This is a genomic window from Adlercreutzia sp. ZJ138 (genome assembly GCF_011038935.1).
Lineage (GTDB): Bacteria > Actinomycetota > Coriobacteriia > Coriobacteriales > Eggerthellaceae > ZJ141.
Genome location: NZ_JAAKEA010000025.1, coordinates 1 through 15,756, shown reverse-complemented (window position 1 = coordinate 15,756; position 15,756 = coordinate 1). Strand labels below are relative to the sequence as shown.

General features: G+C 55.5%; 18 protein-coding genes. 1 reads left to right on the top strand and 17 read right to left on the bottom strand.

Annotated features, from left to right (window positions below; genetic code table 11):
• Positions 1–36: 36 nt before the first annotated feature.
• The 17 genes from G7Y43_RS09375 to cpaB all read right to left on the bottom strand — a co-directional run bounded on the left by G7Y43_RS09375 (position 37) and on the right by cpaB (position 14,870).
• Complete coding sequence (locus tag G7Y43_RS09375) at positions 37–1,626, bottom strand: TasA family protein (RefSeq protein WP_165046148.1); 1,590 nt, start codon at positions 1,624–1,626, stop codon at positions 37–39.
• Positions 1,627–1,678: 52 nt separating this feature from the next.
• Positions 1,679–2,257, bottom strand: coding sequence for a hypothetical protein (locus tag G7Y43_RS09370; protein ID WP_165046147.1), 579 nt, complete (start codon positions 2,255–2,257; stop codon positions 1,679–1,681).
• Between the two features lies 1 nt (position 2,258).
• Entirely contained in the window at positions 2,259–3,596 is a 1,338-nt protein-coding gene (locus G7Y43_RS09365) for a hypothetical protein (RefSeq protein ID WP_165046146.1), read from the bottom strand.
• Between the two features lie 280 nt (positions 3,597–3,876).
• Positions 3,877–4,383, bottom strand: a complete 507-nt coding sequence (locus tag G7Y43_RS09360) for a prepilin peptidase (protein ID WP_165046145.1) — start codon at positions 4,381–4,383, stop codon at positions 3,877–3,879.
• Entirely contained in the window at positions 4,371–4,757 is a 387-nt protein-coding gene (locus G7Y43_RS09355) for a hypothetical protein (RefSeq protein WP_165046134.1), read from the bottom strand. Before G7Y43_RS09355 ends, G7Y43_RS09360 begins: the two co-directional genes overlap by 13 nt.
• Positions 4,758–4,762: 5 nt before the next feature.
• Positions 4,763–5,083, bottom strand: a complete 321-nt coding sequence (locus tag G7Y43_RS09350; RefSeq protein ID WP_241158234.1) for a DUF192 domain-containing protein — start codon at positions 5,081–5,083, stop codon at positions 4,763–4,765.
• Positions 5,084–5,088: 5 nt separating this feature from the next.
• Positions 5,089–5,748: a hypothetical protein gene (locus G7Y43_RS09345; protein WP_165046144.1), complete on the bottom strand. Its 660-nt coding sequence runs from the start codon at positions 5,746–5,748 to the stop codon at positions 5,089–5,091.
• Positions 5,745–6,146: a hypothetical protein gene (locus G7Y43_RS09340; RefSeq protein WP_165046143.1), complete on the bottom strand. Its 402-nt coding sequence runs from the start codon at positions 6,144–6,146 to the stop codon at positions 5,745–5,747. Before G7Y43_RS09340 ends, G7Y43_RS09345 begins: the two co-directional genes overlap by 4 nt.
• Positions 6,147–6,262: 116 nt before the next feature.
• Positions 6,263–8,383: a molybdenum cofactor biosynthesis enzyme gene (locus G7Y43_RS09335; RefSeq protein WP_165046142.1), complete on the bottom strand. Its 2,121-nt coding sequence runs from the start codon at positions 8,381–8,383 to the stop codon at positions 6,263–6,265.
• Entirely contained in the window at positions 8,380–8,886 is a 507-nt protein-coding gene (locus G7Y43_RS09330) for a TadE/TadG family type IV pilus assembly protein (RefSeq protein WP_165046141.1), read from the bottom strand. The genes G7Y43_RS09335 and G7Y43_RS09330 overlap by 4 nt, the downstream gene beginning before the upstream one ends.
• A gap of 38 nt (positions 8,887–8,924) precedes the next feature.
• Positions 8,925–9,062, bottom strand: a complete 138-nt coding sequence (locus G7Y43_RS09325; protein ID WP_165046140.1) for a hypothetical protein — start codon at positions 9,060–9,062, stop codon at positions 8,925–8,927.
• Positions 9,063–9,139: 77 nt separating this feature from the next.
• Entirely contained in the window at positions 9,140–9,352 is a 213-nt protein-coding gene (locus G7Y43_RS09320) for a hypothetical protein (RefSeq protein ID WP_241158232.1), read from the bottom strand.
• Between the two features lie 22 nt (positions 9,353–9,374).
• Positions 9,375–10,322: a type II secretion system F family protein gene (locus G7Y43_RS09315; RefSeq protein ID WP_165046139.1), complete on the bottom strand. Its 948-nt coding sequence runs from the start codon at positions 10,320–10,322 to the stop codon at positions 9,375–9,377.
• 9 nt (positions 10,323–10,331) lie between these two features.
• Positions 10,332–11,303 carry a type II secretion system F family protein gene (locus tag G7Y43_RS09310; RefSeq protein ID WP_165046138.1) on the bottom strand — a complete coding sequence of 324 codons (972 nt, stop codon included), beginning with the start codon at positions 11,301–11,303 and terminating at the stop codon, positions 10,332–10,334.
• Entirely contained in the window at positions 11,267–12,637 is a 1,371-nt protein-coding gene (locus tag G7Y43_RS09305; protein WP_241158231.1) for a CpaF family protein, read from the bottom strand. Before G7Y43_RS09305 ends, G7Y43_RS09310 begins: the two co-directional genes overlap by 37 nt.
• Entirely contained in the window at positions 12,634–13,944 is a 1,311-nt protein-coding gene (locus G7Y43_RS09300) for a P-loop NTPase (protein ID WP_165046137.1), read from the bottom strand. Before G7Y43_RS09300 ends, G7Y43_RS09305 begins: the two co-directional genes overlap by 4 nt.
• Positions 13,944–14,870: a Flp pilus assembly protein CpaB gene (gene cpaB / locus G7Y43_RS09295; protein ID WP_165046136.1), complete on the bottom strand. Its 927-nt coding sequence runs from the start codon at positions 14,868–14,870 to the stop codon at positions 13,944–13,946. The genes G7Y43_RS09300 and cpaB overlap by 1 nt, the downstream gene beginning before the upstream one ends.
• A 379-nt stretch (positions 14,871–15,249) precedes the next feature.
• Here cpaB and G7Y43_RS09290 point away from each other — a divergent pair, with 379 nt between their 5' ends.
• Positions 15,250–15,474 carry a helix-turn-helix domain-containing protein gene (locus G7Y43_RS09290; protein WP_165046135.1) on the top strand — a complete coding sequence of 75 codons (225 nt, stop codon included), beginning with the start codon at positions 15,250–15,252 and terminating at the stop codon, positions 15,472–15,474.
• The last annotated feature ends 282 nt before the right edge of the window (positions 15,475–15,756 follow it).

The following is a 15,756-nucleotide window of genomic DNA, read 5'->3' as shown; positions in this document are numbered from 1 at the left end:
GCAAGGCGGCATGATCGGTGGAGGGACTCAGAAGCTCTACTGAAGAGCCTTGGCGTTTGTGTTAATGAACATCACAGGATTAGCGTCCTTAATCTTGTTGTTATACGTGCAATTCGAAACAACAATGCTCTCTGGTACAGCTGCGTAATCCCGTGCTACATACTTAATTGCGTAGGCTACTGCTTCACTCCCACCCTGAAGGGAGATTTCAGTATTGAAGACGACGTTTTTGATTGAAACACCGCTGAGCGTATACCCATCACGATTGTCATAAATCAGAATGGAGTCACCAAAATTACAAGCGCTTCCACTTGGCAAGTTCTTAATATAGGTTGCACTATCTTCCGCATGCCATATCTTATCCTGATTGCTAAACCCAGTAGCCGTGTACGTGCCTCCATCGATGTTAACGGTTCCACCAGAAATAAAAATATGGCCAGTCGCAGTACAGTTCTTCAGCGTTATCGTTCCAGCAGGAAAATAACCTACATAACCCTTGTTGTTGTCATCTGATCCGGCAATGATCTTAGAGTCTGTGATGGTTATTGTAGCCTCTTTAGAATGAGCGCCGTTTGTCACCACAGCGTAGGTTTTGTTTTTCGTTGACGTGATAACACACTTATCAACAGTAACCTTCGATGAACCCCCTGCATATAACGCTGATGAGGTTTCTTGACTGGAGTTCGACTCTATCGTGCCATTCAGAATTGAAACGGTACCTGAATGAATATCCACCACACCATCGATGTTGCTTTCTGCAGGCGTTGAAAGTTTCTTTCCGTTGAGATCGATGCTGATAGGATCCTCCGCATTACTACTGATGTTCAGTGTTTCCGTTATAGAAACATCCTGCGTTAAACAAACGCTTTCACCTGCCGCAAGAGCTTCTTTCAGCTCACTATTATCTGAAACTGGAACAGGATATTTCGCTTCTGCATCGTACTGTTTGTTGCCAAAGCCATCTGCTTCATAGGTATGTTGCGTAGCGAGGATAGTTACGTCGGCTGAGAACGATTTGCCCTGATAATTGTTGCCCGCATCTTCATACATGCCATATACGAGAATGAAGCTTACCGAATTGGGGAAATCAACATAAGCTGCGGCACCCTTATCGTCTGACGGTCCCACTGGGAGTTCAAGACCACTCGCGAACGTGTTCAACGTGCTCATAGGGCGCTGGGTGAATTGTCCGGTTGCTTGACCGTTTTTAACTTGCACGAAATCGAACCAGAGCGCATCTTGAAGATTTTCGTCTTTTATGTCGAACTGCAGCTTTACCTGAGCAGCAAGGTTGCCCTTGTTGGTAACGGTAAGCAGCTTGGCATTCGTTGCGCCCGGCTCCCACTTCTCTTCGGTAATGATCGGATCCGACGTAGTGATATCAACCGCATTGCCAAAGCCAAATGCAACACCACCGTTCACGCCGCCAATCTGATACGTCGTCGTTGCATTAGCTTCAACATTCGCCACCGTAGCCTCAATATCTAGTGTTCCCGCCTGAATCTTGTTATTCGAGCTCACTGCGCTATCGGTGAACCAGGCAAAGGTGAGGCCCGCGAGCAGCACGAGCGATGACACCATAAGCACCACACTTGCTACGAGCTTCTTGTTGTACGTTTTCTCCATAGGTAACCTCCCTCTTAGTATCCTTTCGATGATTTCACTTCGTATCTACGTCCTACACACCACCTGCCTTATCGTCTCCGCCACGTGATAGCAAAGCGGAGTCCACTTCGTCATGCTTTTTGTTGTCCTCTTCTGAGCCCGACAACGATTCGCTTGTTGAGCTGTCTTTGATACCTTCTTCGGATTCAAGGTTGGAATCAGGTTGAACGGTATCGGGAGAAGTATCTGACGTGTTCTTACTTGAGTTTGATAGACCGTCAGACACCATTGGCGTGCCAGGATTCTCAAGACTGGTATCAGTTCCCTCCACCACGTCGGATTGCGCGGCAGAGTTCGCTTTCGTTGGAAACGTGTCACTTGCCTTGATAACGTTTCCTCTGATCGTAATTGCGTCGGTAAACCACGCAGAGCTTGCTCCCGCAAGCAAGACAAAGCTCGCCAACAACATAAGAACGCTTGCTACAAGCATCGTTTTTCTGTATACGTTTTCAAGCTGGGGAGCGGTTTTATCTGCCGAACACTCAGCAGCGGGCATGCGAGTATCGGCGTGTATAGAGTTGTCATTTCCGCCAGCATGTGCGCAGGTGGAAACAGTGTGCCGCCATGCTCTTAAGCGCGTCAACAGGGGCATACTAGAACTCCCTCCCCTCGTTGTTACGCACCTGCGTAGCGTCGGCCCGCAGATCGAACGAAACGCCTTTTCCCTGGTAGGAATCACTTGAGTCTTCACTCATGCGAACCGTCGCGGTAAACACCTGTGTTTGCCCCGGCTCAAGCGCGTCGAAAGTCATACATGCCGTCTTGCTCTCTAAAGCAAGCAAATCGCCTTTGTACAGCACGCTGCCCGAAGCTTTGTCTGATATCGATATTTCGAGTGATGGAGCAAGTAACCCTTGGATGTTGTCTGCATACACACGAACATAGCAACTTACAGTTCCCGTATTGGTAACCGTAAAGTCCTCAACGATGGCGCGACCGGGTTCTGCGAACACGCCGCCATCAAACACAGGCTTTCCGCTATTGAGGTCAACGCCCACTGTTGCCGTTTCGAACGTATGATTGGGCAACACCACGTGCGATCGCACGACAGCCCATGCGATCAGCACCACAACAAGCACCATAGCAAGCACCGCTAAACCTGCAAGTATTCCGGCACTCCTCTTGGGAATATCGCTCTGGCCCGCAGTAATCACGCGGGGTGGTGCAATATTGTTCGGTCCTTCAGGCATGCCCAACAAACTTGGCGAGCACGAAGTGGCTACCGCAACAGCCCGAGACTGTCGGCAGCACGCAGATACCAACAAAGCCACCCCGCCACATACGATAAGAACTACGATCGCCACAACAAGCAGCCAAACCGCATCGCCTGTTTGGGAAAGTGGCACAAGCTTGCCTTCGTCTTCCGTTTGAATATACCAGTGCAAGTCGAAGACACAACGGGAGGCTTGATACTCGTTTCCAGCCGAAGTTGGCAAACTTACCTCAACAAGCCACTGTAACGTTGAAGTGCCTGTAGCCGTTGCGGGCACGGAAATACCCAGCACATCTTGAACATCAAGCTGTCGGACGGTTCCCTCACACACCAACTCACCTGTCGGAAGGTCAACGATGCGCACCCTAAGAGCGTCGGCAAGTCTGCCGTCGTCTTCCGTAAGAGAAAGCTCAAACCACACCGTCAGCTCATCGCGATGGCTAACCTCGATAACGCTCTTCGTTGTTTGCTTATCGCCGGGCAGCATTCCCGAAACGCTGAAAGATTTGTTTGCCGATGGCTCGCCTTGAAAAAGCGACACATCGACAGAACCAATCTCATCCGCCCATGCAAAACGAACACATCCCATCGCAGTAAGGAAGAAGGCGATTGCAACAAGAAGAAGAGCAGCTTTGCCCCTTGAAGAAAAACGTGCTCTTCGAGAAGGCATACAGCGCAGCATTCGCACAGTGGCACCCCGGTACGCTTCACAAGCCATGAAGCAAGGCACCCCCTCCCGCACTATTGCTACATTACAAACTCATTACAAAAGGTAGCTAGGTGCAGTGTAGATGAGATTTTGACAATTCAAAGAGCGGCGTTTACTCAACATGGTACGTATGTCCAGATCATCGTTACGTTTCATTGCAGTTGTATCGCTGACAACCCCTCCCCCGCTCCAATTCATCAGATGAGACGTACCCGCCCTGTCGGCAGATCAGCCACAAGCGCAAGCTCGCCTCCCACAGCTTCAATGTAGCGACGAATTGCACCGAGACTCATACAATGACTTGGAAAGCGGCATAGGCGAACCAACAGCAGAAAAAGGGTATGAGCGGAATGGCATCGCCGAGGCGTAAGCGCTTTGTTGCGAGACCCGCAAGCGAAAACGCACCCGCAACGGCGAAACAGCATGCGAACCCCATTGGTGCATCGAAGCCGCTTGCTAAACACAGCCCCACCATGCAGATCACATCACCTTCGCCGAGGGCGACCGCACCGCGATTTGCTGTACGACGGCGTGCTGCGGCGTTCACCGCTACCCAAAACGCGATGCACACCGCAGCCCACAACGCACCAGCACAGAGCGAACTTACGCTTTTGCAGCATGCCTGAAACGCAGCACACAGCGCTACGAACACGAAGCACCTTCCTCCCGGCACCGTTTTTTGTCGTGCGTCTTCAATCGCCAGTGTCACCAGCACAACCGCCGCCGCAAACAGCACTACTAGACCGAATGCAGGAACAAGCGCCCGAACTACATCGCCTGCTATCATGCGCTGCAAGCAACCGGCTCCGGAGCAGGTTGCACACTCAGCTGTATGATCAGCCCTGCCGGAGCCGAAAGCGAGAAAACGTTACCCTCTATGGGAACAACCGTATGCGCAGGAACAGCCATCATGGGACTTGTTGGCAACACTGAGGGCAACGAGCGCGTTTGCCCGCAAGTTTGATCGAGGCTATTCGGTGGTACAGACACACCTACAGCATGTACTGGCTCAGACTCTTTCGGCTCTTCAAGGGAATCGGACTGCACCGCTTCCTCAGTTGCACCGAACGCGCATTGGTCGAGCCTTTCTTCCGCAAAGCGGTGAAGACATCCGTAACACACCTCAGCATCATCAAATGCTCGGGCACCACACACAGGACATACTTTCATCTTTATTATCCTTTCAAACGTACGATACGTATCTGATCACCCGTGCGAAACCATTCGACGTCATCGCGCGAGAAGCGCTCAAGCGTCATCTTCGCCCGAGGATGGCGCACACGTCGGCAAGGTCCCACGTTGCAATGCGCTGCGAGCACCCGCCCGCATCCATCAACAAACGCGATGTCGATAGCGCGGCGCATCCCCCACGTGTGAACGTCGCTGCACGGAACGAGTACGAGCACTTCGTCGGTCGTTTCGCGCAGCAGCAATCCCCTCAACCGTTCACGCCACGACACGGCAAACCGCATGCGCACACCATCGCTATCTTCCACAGCGATCACCCTCCTTCCTGTTCGCTTTCACCCTCGCCCAATTCGTAGCGAACAACAACACTCGTCCATCCTTCTATGGGTACGCACTGCACAAACACCCACTGGTATCGTCCACTAGACTTCGTGAAGGTCGAGCAGCCATCAACGCCACTTCGAACTTCATCCCAACCCTTCGCTGTAAGCTGTTGGCGAATCTCATTTAAGGGCTCATCAATGTTGGCATCCAGCGAGAAGCCCACTACCTGTGCATCCAAATCGCAACGCCGCTCGCAGTAACGCTCAAACGACATGACCTCATCCTCGAATCCGTCGGGCAAACTGGTCTGTTCCAAGAGGTCTACTTGGTGCAGCAGACTTCCCACGTGAGACACCAGCCCGACACTTGTCAGCTGAGCTTCCGGATCAGCTACCGCCGCTGAGGCGGGCACCAGGGCAATTATCGCAACAACAATTGCCAACGCCCGAAGCGCGCGACGATGCATGATGTAATCCCGCTTATCGCTGTCATCTGCATGGTGCCGCCGAACATAAGGTAGAACTTTTGCGCGGGTAAGCGTTCCAACAGGTGTGCTTTTTCCAATAGCACCGCGATCGTAAGCAGCATCATGCTGGCGCGCATGCGGCGCGGCTTGTCCTCTTAGGTAGGCACGGTTACGCGCACTCATAAGAACACCCCCGGTTTGTACGAATCGACGGTGAATGACACAGCATGGGTCATGTTTGGTAAGCTCACGCCCAGCACTGACGAGCGCAACCCCATACCAAACAGCGTCGGGTGCAACGTGAGCGTGCCGGTAAACGTCGCTTTCCCACCCGTCGATCCCGAAACTGACACCGACGAGCTTTCAAACTCCCTGTTGAACCGCTCGGCCAGAGCAGCATCTATGCGAGTTACTGATTGCCCGGCATCCTCGCCATATGCGGGAGATGTCGCATTCACGCGCACCGCTTCACAAAATGCGTTGTCGTAGGCCGCGCACTCTCCCAAGAACAACGTTACGTTCACCGCGATAACTGCAATAATCACCAGCACCGGAAACGCAACCGCAAGCTCGACCGTCATCTGCCCGTCGAACCTCTGACACAGTCGTTTTCGGGACACACTGTTTGACAAAGTGGCTCTACGGCGCGAAATCGAACGCAGGCACGTTGCGTCAAGCCACCTATGCCCCGCAAGCCTTACTCCCATACTTTTACCCCCACGACTTGGACGTACACATCACGAATACCATCGGCAACACGATGAATCAGCCTTGTTGTCGCATCCGCCACCGGCGGCGGCAACGCTATCTCGATGGGCACCTGCGGCCCATTGGGTCCAAGAATGCTGATCGTTGCAACCTCGATCTTGCCACCATTCGTGGAAACGGCCTCGACAGCTGCCTGTTCCACACCGCCGACAAGCATCGAGAACAGCCCTCCGGAATCAGTCGCGGCACGCTGCTTCACTGAGAGCAACGTGGCACAAAACGTCCCTTCACCGTTGCTTGCAACGTGATGGGAGTTCACCAGCAACGGTTTCACTGCGTCGAGATCGGCTGGCTGTAGCCCCGCCCCTTCAACCGCTTCGGTCAAAGCGCGTGCAGCCCACGTTCCCAAACCACTTGCACTGGCCAGCGGAAGCGAGTCTGCGGCTTCGCTAACAGCCCCCGTTAGAGCCTGTTGTCCATCGGCGTAAGCCTTAAGCAGCGCCGACCAACAATCAAGCACAATGCCAGCCCCACCAACAAGCGCGCCTTCCGTATCGGCAAGACCATCAAGTACCGATGCGATAACATTCCCTGCTTCTGAGGCGGGCTCTTCAACCAGTGTGGCTGCCGACACCGCCGCGCGTGCACCCATCGATTCAGGCGAGGCAACGAAGCTACTCTGAAAGCCAACTGGCACCGACCCCACATCGGCTGCAAGGACGATAACGCCTTGGCTTCCCGGCGGACGCATCGCAATGCGCTGCTGCCCTGCTTGGCGCATTGCGTCGGTAATGTCGGAAAACAAGCCTGATGCGCTCTGCTTTACCTGATTAGAAAGAGGATCGAGTTCTTCACGCGCCTGTTGGTATTCTTGTGCTGCTTCTGCAACAATACGGTAGTGGTACTCAAACCCGTTGTCGATGGACGACGATGCGGCCGCAACCTTTCCCATACTGGATGCGGTGAATCCACATTCGGAACACTCCCCAAAATTGCCCGCTTCCATTTGAGCGATGGATCCCACGCTACTTGCACCCGCAGCGTTCGGACAACCCGGCCATGCGTGCATGATTAGCCCCGCGTCCGACGAGGTTATCGGGTAAACTGCCTGCTCATAGAGCGACGTTCCACGCATTTCGGCAGTGTTTTTCGGCAGCAGCGGGAAATTCGCCGAAAACGAGCCTTCTGTTTCATGAACGTACGCCCCGCTCATCTGGTCGTTCGCGTATTCGTACAAGCGCTTTCTCAACGCCGAACGAGCTTGATCTGCAACGGAAGCGCCCCCGGGTGCCTCTTGACTCAACCGCGCTGCATAATACGCTTTCGCACGATTAAGTGCCACGGAAAACGACCACGAATCGACACTCCCGTAGTACGGATTTACCGCACCAGCCATACCGGCAAGCGTAGCGGCGCGCTCATACATGCAGCGCGACGGGCTCAGCCCGCAATCGTGCTCGTACGCAAGCAGTTTCGCTTCATTGGCCCGTTGCGCCGCCGCTTCCGCAGCTTCAGCCGCCGCGCGCACGTCATCCGCACGAGCATCAACGTTGCCTTCGACCTCGTCGAAGGCGCCTTGAGAGCCAACCGATACTTCATCGCCCTCCCAGGGAACCAAAACAGCAAGCGAAACATAGGAGCTGCCGTCCTTGTTATTTCCTGCCGCAACCGACTGTGCGTTCGCCGCGGCTAACAGCGGCAGCGCCCGTTGCAGCTTCTCGAGCGCGCGCTTCGCGTCAGCCGAAAACGTATCGCGGGCATCAAGCACCTTCTTACCAGCATCAATGAGCGTGCCCGACAACTCAAACGTAACCGGCGTACACAACGCCACAACGCCTAACCCCATAGCCGCAAGCCCTGTGAGGGACAGCGTGAGCACCACAGCATCGCACAAGCGCACCACGATGGTAAACTCCGCAACCTCGTTCATCGCAGCTAGCGCCGCTGCATCGGCAACCGACTGTGCTTTTGCCGATGCAGCGTTGATGCGATACACCTGCGCCGACGAAAACACGAGAGCAAGCGTGAGTAATAAGGCAATAGCTGCGCCTACTGTCGTAAAGCCATTCTTATCGCAAAAGAGCCCTGATGAAACGCTGCGTTTCCTCATTCCAACCACACCCCTATCCAGCCAGGGGGATTCAACCCTCCTTCGGCCGCCTGTGCCCATTCGGGCTGCGCGGCCTGACTCGCTTCAACCTGAACTTCGAAGTTTCCCCGTCCGTTCGACGCACCGAGCAGCCCTGCTGCCATACCCACTAGCGGCAGCGGTTCAACCTCGGTCGATATGCGCACGCTCACGGCAGCAGACGACTCGTTTCCTTGCAACTCAACCTTCCACGTACACCCTCCGTCATGCACGTGAAACACGTCGACCGAAGGGATAGAACCCAGCCGATGGCGCGCATATTCCTCACAACGTCCTTCATCAATGCCACCCGCAGGCGCTGCGGTAGCGAGCAGCCGACATGTTTCCGTAGCCGCCGCCTGCATGACCATGCGGTCGTACAACAGAATCGCTGGTTGAATGAGCAAGAGCAGCAGCGCAAATAGCACCGGTATCATGCACACCGCTTCAACAGTTGACTGACCGCGCAGCCCTGCCGCTACCATCGCGCTGCTACTGCGAGTAGGTGCGCCGCACTGTCGAATCAGAACAAAAAGACGTCGGAAAGAAACCCCGCTGGCGACGCGATCACGCACCGCGCCGCTGCCGCCAAGGCATGAGAGACGATTTCGCCATTCGACATCAAGCGCCACATCGCACCAAACGCGACAGCTACGGCCATAAACGCCGCCGTTACGATCGCGTACTCGACCGTGCTCTGTGCCCGTAACCGTGCGGTGTTCCCGTTCGCGCGAAATCCTACAAACCGTTGATACCCGACGCGATCGCATCCCACAGCTCCTGGATCTTCGGCTTGAATAGCGTGATAGCCAGAATAGCGATCACCACCAGCACACCTACTAAGATTGCGTATTCGGTCGTTCCCTGTCCGCTTCTTCTTCGAAGCAGCGTGCGAAACGCTACATCTGCACGAATCGACAGCTTCCGGCATGCACCCGCAAGCATTTTCATGGTCAAATCTCCCTTCCATCGGTTAAAACCCATTCATGAGTTCAAGCAGTACCGGACCGAGCACGAGCAACAACATCGCCGGCAGAATAAGTGTCCCTGTGGGAACCATCATCTTTACCGGAGCCTTCGCAACGCGTTCCTGCACGTTGGCACGGTGGGCCTGCCGAGCTTCGGCAGCCGCCTGTTCGAGCACCTCGGCCAGCGACGACCCGAATCGCAATGACCTGATCACACTTTCCATAACTCGTTCCAGCTGCGGCGAATCATATGAAGTAGCTAGATCGCGCAGCGCTTGCTCGCGCGGCACTAAGCCATATATCCACCGGCACCGAGCCGCTTCGCACGATCGCGCAAATGGCGTTGAAAAATGCTCACAATACAACCGAAATCCCCGGTCAAACGAAAGGCCGCTGCGCAGTCCCAAAGCCACTACCTCAAGCATTTCTGACAACTCACGCTCAAGCAAAGCTGCACGACGCGCCTGTAGCTTCAACATCGCCCGAGCAGGTAAAGACACCCCAAAAGCCACGCCTGCAACTACTCCGAGAACGCCAAGCTCAGACGAGAATGCTAACCCGAACGCGCCGAACAACGCCGCGAACATAAGCGCAGCCCGAACGCTCGTTTCAACCAGCCCTTCCGCCGTTGCAGCCGTCTGATCCATCCCCGCCTTCCGAACGTGGGCATCAAACCAACGACGTACACGCTGCGGCGTACGCGACGCTGCAATCGGACGACAAGCGCTCAGCGTTATCTTTCGCGACAGGTCCGCTACCGCCCGCGCAACACTCGCCCAAAAATCGTCGTTGCGCATTGTGCCAGAGCGCGCTTCCGTCGCACCAACCGCAGACAACAACCTTCGCCGCGAACGAGCATCACGCCGAACGCCAAGCACCCAGGATCCCGCAAACGCACCTGCTGCGCCTGCTGACACCAACGCAGTGCACGCGAGTGCTGAGCTATCAACCATCACCAGCAATCACCTCACCTCGACCGACAACATACGCCTGACCAGCACAATTCCCGCAGCCTGCATACTCAAAGCCAGCGTGAGTAGCATGATTCCAGCGGCACTCGAAAAAAACGGTGTTAGAAAATCGTCACTCATGACCGAAAACAACGCCACCAAAACGAATGGCATGATAGAAACCACCTGCGCCGACAGCTTCGCCTGTGCCGTCTGCACTCGAAGCGACCGGGCGAGCTCGATTTCGCCCTCAACCGTCTCGCGCGCCGCATCGAGCACTTGTCGCATGCTGCCACCCGATTCATGTTGCACGTCCAACGCAACAGCAACAAAAGCAAGCCCAGGCGACGAGTCGCTTCCCTTTAGAACCGCAAGCGCCTCTTCTGCCGAGTGGCCGGTTTCCAAATGGTGCGCAGCCCGTGCGAACAGTTGAGACAAAGGTCCTTTCAGCTCGGAAGACACCTGCCGAAACGTTTGCAGCAACGACAACCCCGACTGAAAGCACACACCCATCGCCCGCAGCGCGTCGGGTACCGCATCACGAAGCGCCTCCTGGCGTCGATCATCCGCGGATCGCAGTACCGACATACCTGCAACCGCAAGACACAGCGGAACCGCCGCCGCGCACACCGACGAACGGGTTGCCACAAATGCCACGCCGGATACGGTGAGCAACACGCCAAGCACAACCGAAAGCGCAGCTTCGCCCGACGAAGGAACCCCTTTCGCCTCGAGACACTCGGCGGCCTCATCCGAAATACGCCGTATGCGACGCGTCTTCCGAAGCACTCGAGAGAAGGGAACAAGCGGCACAATACCATTGCGAAGCGCATGAGCAAGTAAGCCAGACAAGCCGGTTTTTCCTGCGAGCACCCCTTGCCTGCGAGCCGACAACAGCACTGCACGAACAAGCAGCGCTGTTGAGGCGAAAGCCCCTGTAACCGCCATCACGCCGCACAGGGCAAGCGCAGTTGAAGCTTCCATGCCTGAACCTCCTTAGCAGTGGCAACGCCGCAATCGACAAGGCCGTCAACCCATGAGGGTATTGCCAACCATCGACCTTCGTCTGCTGGCGACATTCTGCGAAACATCGTGCTAACCTGGCAAAGACGACGTTGCCGATCGAATGAGAACTCGGCGATCTCACTGACAAAGCGTGACCCATCCAAGCTGCGCGCTGTCTGAACGACCACATCAAGTGCGCTCGCGATGTTCGCCTCGATGACATCGACCGGTAGATCGACCGCATAACGTACCATCGTGGTCAAACGCGACACCGATTCCGCTGGTGAATTCGCATGCAACGTGGTCAGCGACCCGTCGTGTCCCGTGTTCATGGCTTGCAGCATGTCAATCGCTTCAGCAGCGCGACATTCGCCCACCACAATGCGGTCAGGCCGCATGCGCAAGGCGTTCACCACCAAATCGCGAATAGTCACCTCACCTGAACCCTCCGCATTCCGCGGGCGCGCCTCCAACCGCACCACGTGTGGATGCTCTAAAAACCGAAGTTCGGCGGAGTCTTCGATGGTGACAATGCGTTCACGGACGGGAATCTCACACGACAGCGCATTGAGCAACGTAGTCTTGCCGCTGCCCGTGCCCCCCGACACAGCAATACTCTTGCGCAAGCGCACCGCCCATTGCAGAAAGCGTCTCATGCGCTCATCAAACGACCTGCGCGCAACCATGTCCTCGAGCGTCATAACCCCCTTCGGAAATTTCCGAATGGTTACCACAGGACCATCGAGTGCCAGCGGCGGTATGATCACGTTTACGCGATGCCCCTCCGGCAAACGCGCGTTCACCAGCGGCGACGACTCATCGACACGCCGCCCAAGTGGCCCTAAGATACGGTCGATGAGCGCGCGTAACTGCCCTTCGCCGGAAAACGTCTGCGAGCTACGCTCGATCACGCCATCACGCTCGTAGAACACTCGGTTAGGGCCGTTCACCATGATCTCGGTAATGCTGTCATCAGCGAGCAGCCCCTCCAACGGGCCGAACCCAAACACGGAATCCATCAGCTGTTCGGTTAGCGCGCGCCGATGCATCTCGTCAACCGCACGCCACTGCTCGCCCTCGAACACCTGCCGACACGCACTCCGAAGCTCGCTGCGCGCCCTGCTGGGATTTTCCGCCATCATCGCTGCCATGTCGTCGACAGACACGAACTTCTGCACCTGCTCCTGCAAGCGCTCAAACTGGCGAGCAGCATCGATACGTCGCACATCGGCCACCTCAATCGGCGCGAATGAGCCCGCAGACACGTTTCCACTCGCGCCCGCTGCACACATCGCCCGTTCTAGTAACGTCATCGGGACCCTCCTTCCGCCCGACGCGACCGCTTGCGGCCGAACAATCCGCGCTTCCGTTGCGGTCCAGACGCTGATGTCGGTGAACAAGCAGCGGGCATCAATTCAGCAAGCGTTTTTTCGACGCTTACGCACAAGGCACTACGATCGCGGAAAAGCTCGAGCGGTAGCCCGGCACCAAGCAGCCCTTCGACGTCTTCGCCCCCGTCGGCAAGTTCGATCACGCGCGGCCCGCCGAGTGCACAAGACACATCAACCGACGTGAACGGGGCCCCCTTTGCGCACCGGTTCAGCGCAAACGCAAACGGGCCGGTTGCAATGCCACATCGAGCACAAAGATCGAGTGCATGCTGACATGCCCACAGCGACGATGGCCGCTGATCAACGAGAAACAGCACCCGTGAAGCCGATTCCAGCAATACAGCATGCTGCTCACCCCAAAATGCACCCGTGTTCACAATTATTACGTCGAACCGATCAGATAGGGCATCTACGAGCGTTGGCACAGCGGTAATGGCAAGCTCACAGCGCTCCAAACGACGAGGGGCTGCCAGCACCGCAGGCATGTTGTCCTGAGGCGTTAAGCGCTCGATTTTACTGGGATCGTCCATCACGTCATCAATGGACAAAGCATCAGATGCGCCCACCAACCGGGCAACGTCGCCAAACTGCAGGTCAAAGTCGGCAAGAAGCGTTTTACGCCCCGCTTGCTGGCTCGCCAACGCCATCAACACTGCCACCGTACTCTTGCCTGCTCCGCCACTACCGCTCACCACGGGAAGCACGAACGCTTTGCCCGCAGTCGCCTGCGTTGCCTGCATTGCCTGCGCAGGAAATACGTCTACAACCGGAGTCGAAGCTGGAGCAGTCAGCACACCGCCCCCTTCGCACGAAGCGTCGCCCCGTATCGCATGCGCTGAATTGTCGCTATGAGCTTCGCCGCGGGCAATGCGTTTCCGTTCGGCATATCGTCTCGCGAAATCGTGAGGAAGCAGCGGATCATCGAGTCCGGCTTTTCCCATTCTCGTGGCAAACGAGCCGGTCAACTCACCACACGTAACCAAATGTACCCTGCGGGAGCGTCGATCAGCCTTGATTGCAGCAGCAAGATTAATCGGCTCCACGTCGTCACATGACGCCACCCACACCTCGTCAACCTCGTCATCTTGCGCAAGAGCGCGCCGCAACTCATCTCCCGAAGAGAACAACTTCAGCCATTGTTGAGACGACAGATCTTCACCACCCAGCCCTAAAATCTCTGGGGACCTCATACTCGCCTCGTCGGCGCAAAGCGCTACAGCCTTTCCCATCAGCGTTCCTCCTTCCGCTCTTCTTCGTACAGCAGCTTCGCGATAGTCTGCGCATCGGTGGAACCAGCCATTTCGGCCCCATCAGTCTTGTTACCCTTCGAGCCGTTTTTGTTTTTCGACGGCTCAATGCCGTTCTTCTTTTCGCCAGCATCCTGTTCACCATCCGCTGCATTACCTTCTGTGACGACATCCTTTTGCGATGTATCATCGGAGGTGTTCCCGCCGTCGGCAGCGGACGAACGTTTGTCTTTGTCAGCGGTGTCGTTCGCTTTGGCGTTCACAGCCTGCGCCCCCTCACCGGGCAACGTGAAGTACAGCTCCATTTTCTGGGCGGCGGCAACAATGCCCTGAGCGATATCGGGCTTCACGGCGATGGTTATCCACGAAACGCTTTCATGGGAATCAGTGTCGCGTTCTCCTGCACTCGTCGCCAACACCAACACGTCACTTGCTATGAGATCGGTCGACGTGCCGCCTGTGGCGTACATGTCGACACGCGATCCAGCCGTTATGGCACCACCGACTGCTTGAACGTCTTTCGCTGGAACGCTAACTGCAATCAACCCAGCAGGCACGTCGAGCTGGCGCGTTTCGCCTTCGAAGCGTCGCTCGCTCACCACTTCTCCGGCCAAAATCGTCGATGCAGTAACGCGGTCCTGAACGTCCTCGATCGACGTCGCGGCCCCTTCTGGCAGCAAATCGGCAACCCAAAGCTGAGTTTCAACCGCCGAAGCGTCAACCGCTTCACCAGCAAAGATGTCTCGCTTCGCCACAACAACCTCAACTTGCTCGCCACCATAGCGCGCAAGTGCCTCGGCGCGAGCTTCGTCAACTTCGCCGCGCACCCCCTGTAAGTACAAGCCCACACACAGAGCACACACCACGCCACATGCCAAGCCGAGCACAACCGTTGTCTTTCGCTTCATTCCTTCCCCTTCTGATCGGATGCACAGCTGAGTATGAACGGAAGGTTCTCGCGCTGCGTAGCAGACTCTTAGACGCAACGCAGCACTTTTCCAACGCAAATCAAGCGAAACCTCATGACATTCCTTGCACGACCACACGAAACATCTTGCAGAAACCTTGCAGAAACCAAACGCCAACCAGGTGGAAGTCCAAGGGAAACAAGATCACTGCCTACCGCAGGCAGTAACGAGCGGTACGAAACAAGCCATTCGGCAGCTATTCCAAACTAGCTATATAAACGTACGTTAATCTTCTGTATAAAGCGAAAGCAATATTAACGAACGCTTATATTTTGTGATATAGTGCAAAAGTATTAGCGAACGTTAATAGGAGAACAAAATGAGGATAGTCAATGCATCCGATTTTGGAGCCGCCATTAGAAAGCGCAGAAAGGAGCTTGGCTACACTCAGGCGGAGCTGGCAAGCTACTGTGGATGCTCGGCGGTGTATTTGTCAAACTTGGAGAACGGAAAAGAAACCGCTGAAATAGGCAAGGCCCTGTTCATAGTGGGGCGTCTTGGCTTGGATCTTTTTGCGATGAAAAGGACCGGTGAGCCGCTATGAAACTGGAGGTTTATGCCGAAAAGAATGGCTCTTCGGTAGGTTGTTTTGTGGTGAAAAAACTTGGCCCTTCGCGGTTTTTAGTGGGTAGCACAGGGTGCCAACTGTGGGAAGTGTAGTTACAAGCGGGGCCAAGCGGTATCATTTAGCATGTAAGTGGAAACATACGGAGATGCCAAAATGAACCCACAAACGAAGATGCTGGCAACGATCATTGCAAAATCATTGAACCTCGGAGATGAGTGGACTGTTGTCGACGTTGAGATGAGGGATTGCAATCCCGAT

What these genes read in the sequence shown, in the direction of transcription:
- G7Y43_RS09375 (WP_165046148.1), bottom strand. Translation starts at nt 1,626, where the DNA reads ATGGAGAAAACGTACAACAAGAAGCTCGTAGCAAGTGTGGTGCTTATG.
- G7Y43_RS09370 (WP_165046147.1), bottom strand. Translation starts at nt 2,257, where the DNA reads ATGCCCCTGTTGACGCGCTTAAGAGCATGGCGGCACACTGTTTCCACC.
- G7Y43_RS09365 (WP_165046146.1), bottom strand. Translation starts at nt 3,596, where the DNA reads ATGGCTTGTGAAGCGTACCGGGGTGCCACTGTGCGAATGCTGCGCTGT.
- G7Y43_RS09355 (WP_165046134.1), bottom strand. Translation starts at nt 4,757, where the DNA reads ATGAAAGTATGTCCTGTGTGTGGTGCCCGAGCATTTGATGATGCTGAG.
- G7Y43_RS09345 (WP_165046144.1), bottom strand. Translation starts at nt 5,748, where the DNA reads ATGAGTGCGCGTAACCGTGCCTACCTAAGAGGACAAGCCGCGCCGCAT.
- G7Y43_RS09340 (WP_165046143.1), bottom strand. Translation starts at nt 6,146, where the DNA reads ATGACGGTCGAGCTTGCGGTTGCGTTTCCGGTGCTGGTGATTATTGCA.
- G7Y43_RS09335 (WP_165046142.1), bottom strand. Translation starts at nt 8,383, where the DNA reads ATGAGGAAACGCAGCGTTTCATCAGGGCTCTTTTGCGATAAGAATGGC.
- G7Y43_RS09330 (WP_165046141.1), bottom strand. Translation starts at nt 8,886, where the DNA reads ATGGTAGCGGCAGGGCTGCGCGGTCAGTCAACTGTTGAAGCGGTGTGC.
- G7Y43_RS09325 (WP_165046140.1), bottom strand. Translation starts at nt 9,062, where the DNA reads ATGGCCGTAGCTGTCGCGTTTGGTGCGATGTGGCGCTTGATGTCGAAT.
- G7Y43_RS09320 (WP_241158232.1), bottom strand. Translation starts at nt 9,352, where the DNA reads ATGAAAATGCTTGCGGGTGCATGCCGGAAGCTGTCGATTCGTGCAGAT.
- G7Y43_RS09315 (WP_165046139.1), bottom strand. Translation starts at nt 10,322, where the DNA reads ATGGTTGATAGCTCAGCACTCGCGTGCACTGCGTTGGTGTCAGCAGGC.
- G7Y43_RS09310 (WP_165046138.1), bottom strand. Translation starts at nt 11,303, where the DNA reads ATGGAAGCTTCAACTGCGCTTGCCCTGTGCGGCGTGATGGCGGTTACA.
- G7Y43_RS09305 (WP_241158231.1), bottom strand. Translation starts at nt 12,637, where the DNA reads ATGACGTTACTAGAACGGGCGATGTGTGCAGCGGGCGCGAGTGGAAAC.
- G7Y43_RS09300 (WP_165046137.1), bottom strand. Translation starts at nt 13,944, where the DNA reads ATGGGAAAGGCTGTAGCGCTTTGCGCCGACGAGGCGAGTATGAGGTCC.
- cpaB (WP_165046136.1), bottom strand. Translation starts at nt 14,870, where the DNA reads ATGAAGCGAAAGACAACGGTTGTGCTCGGCTTGGCATGTGGCGTGGTG.
- G7Y43_RS09290 (WP_165046135.1), top strand. Translation starts at nt 15,250, where the DNA reads ATGAGGATAGTCAATGCATCCGATTTTGGAGCCGCCATTAGAAAGCGC.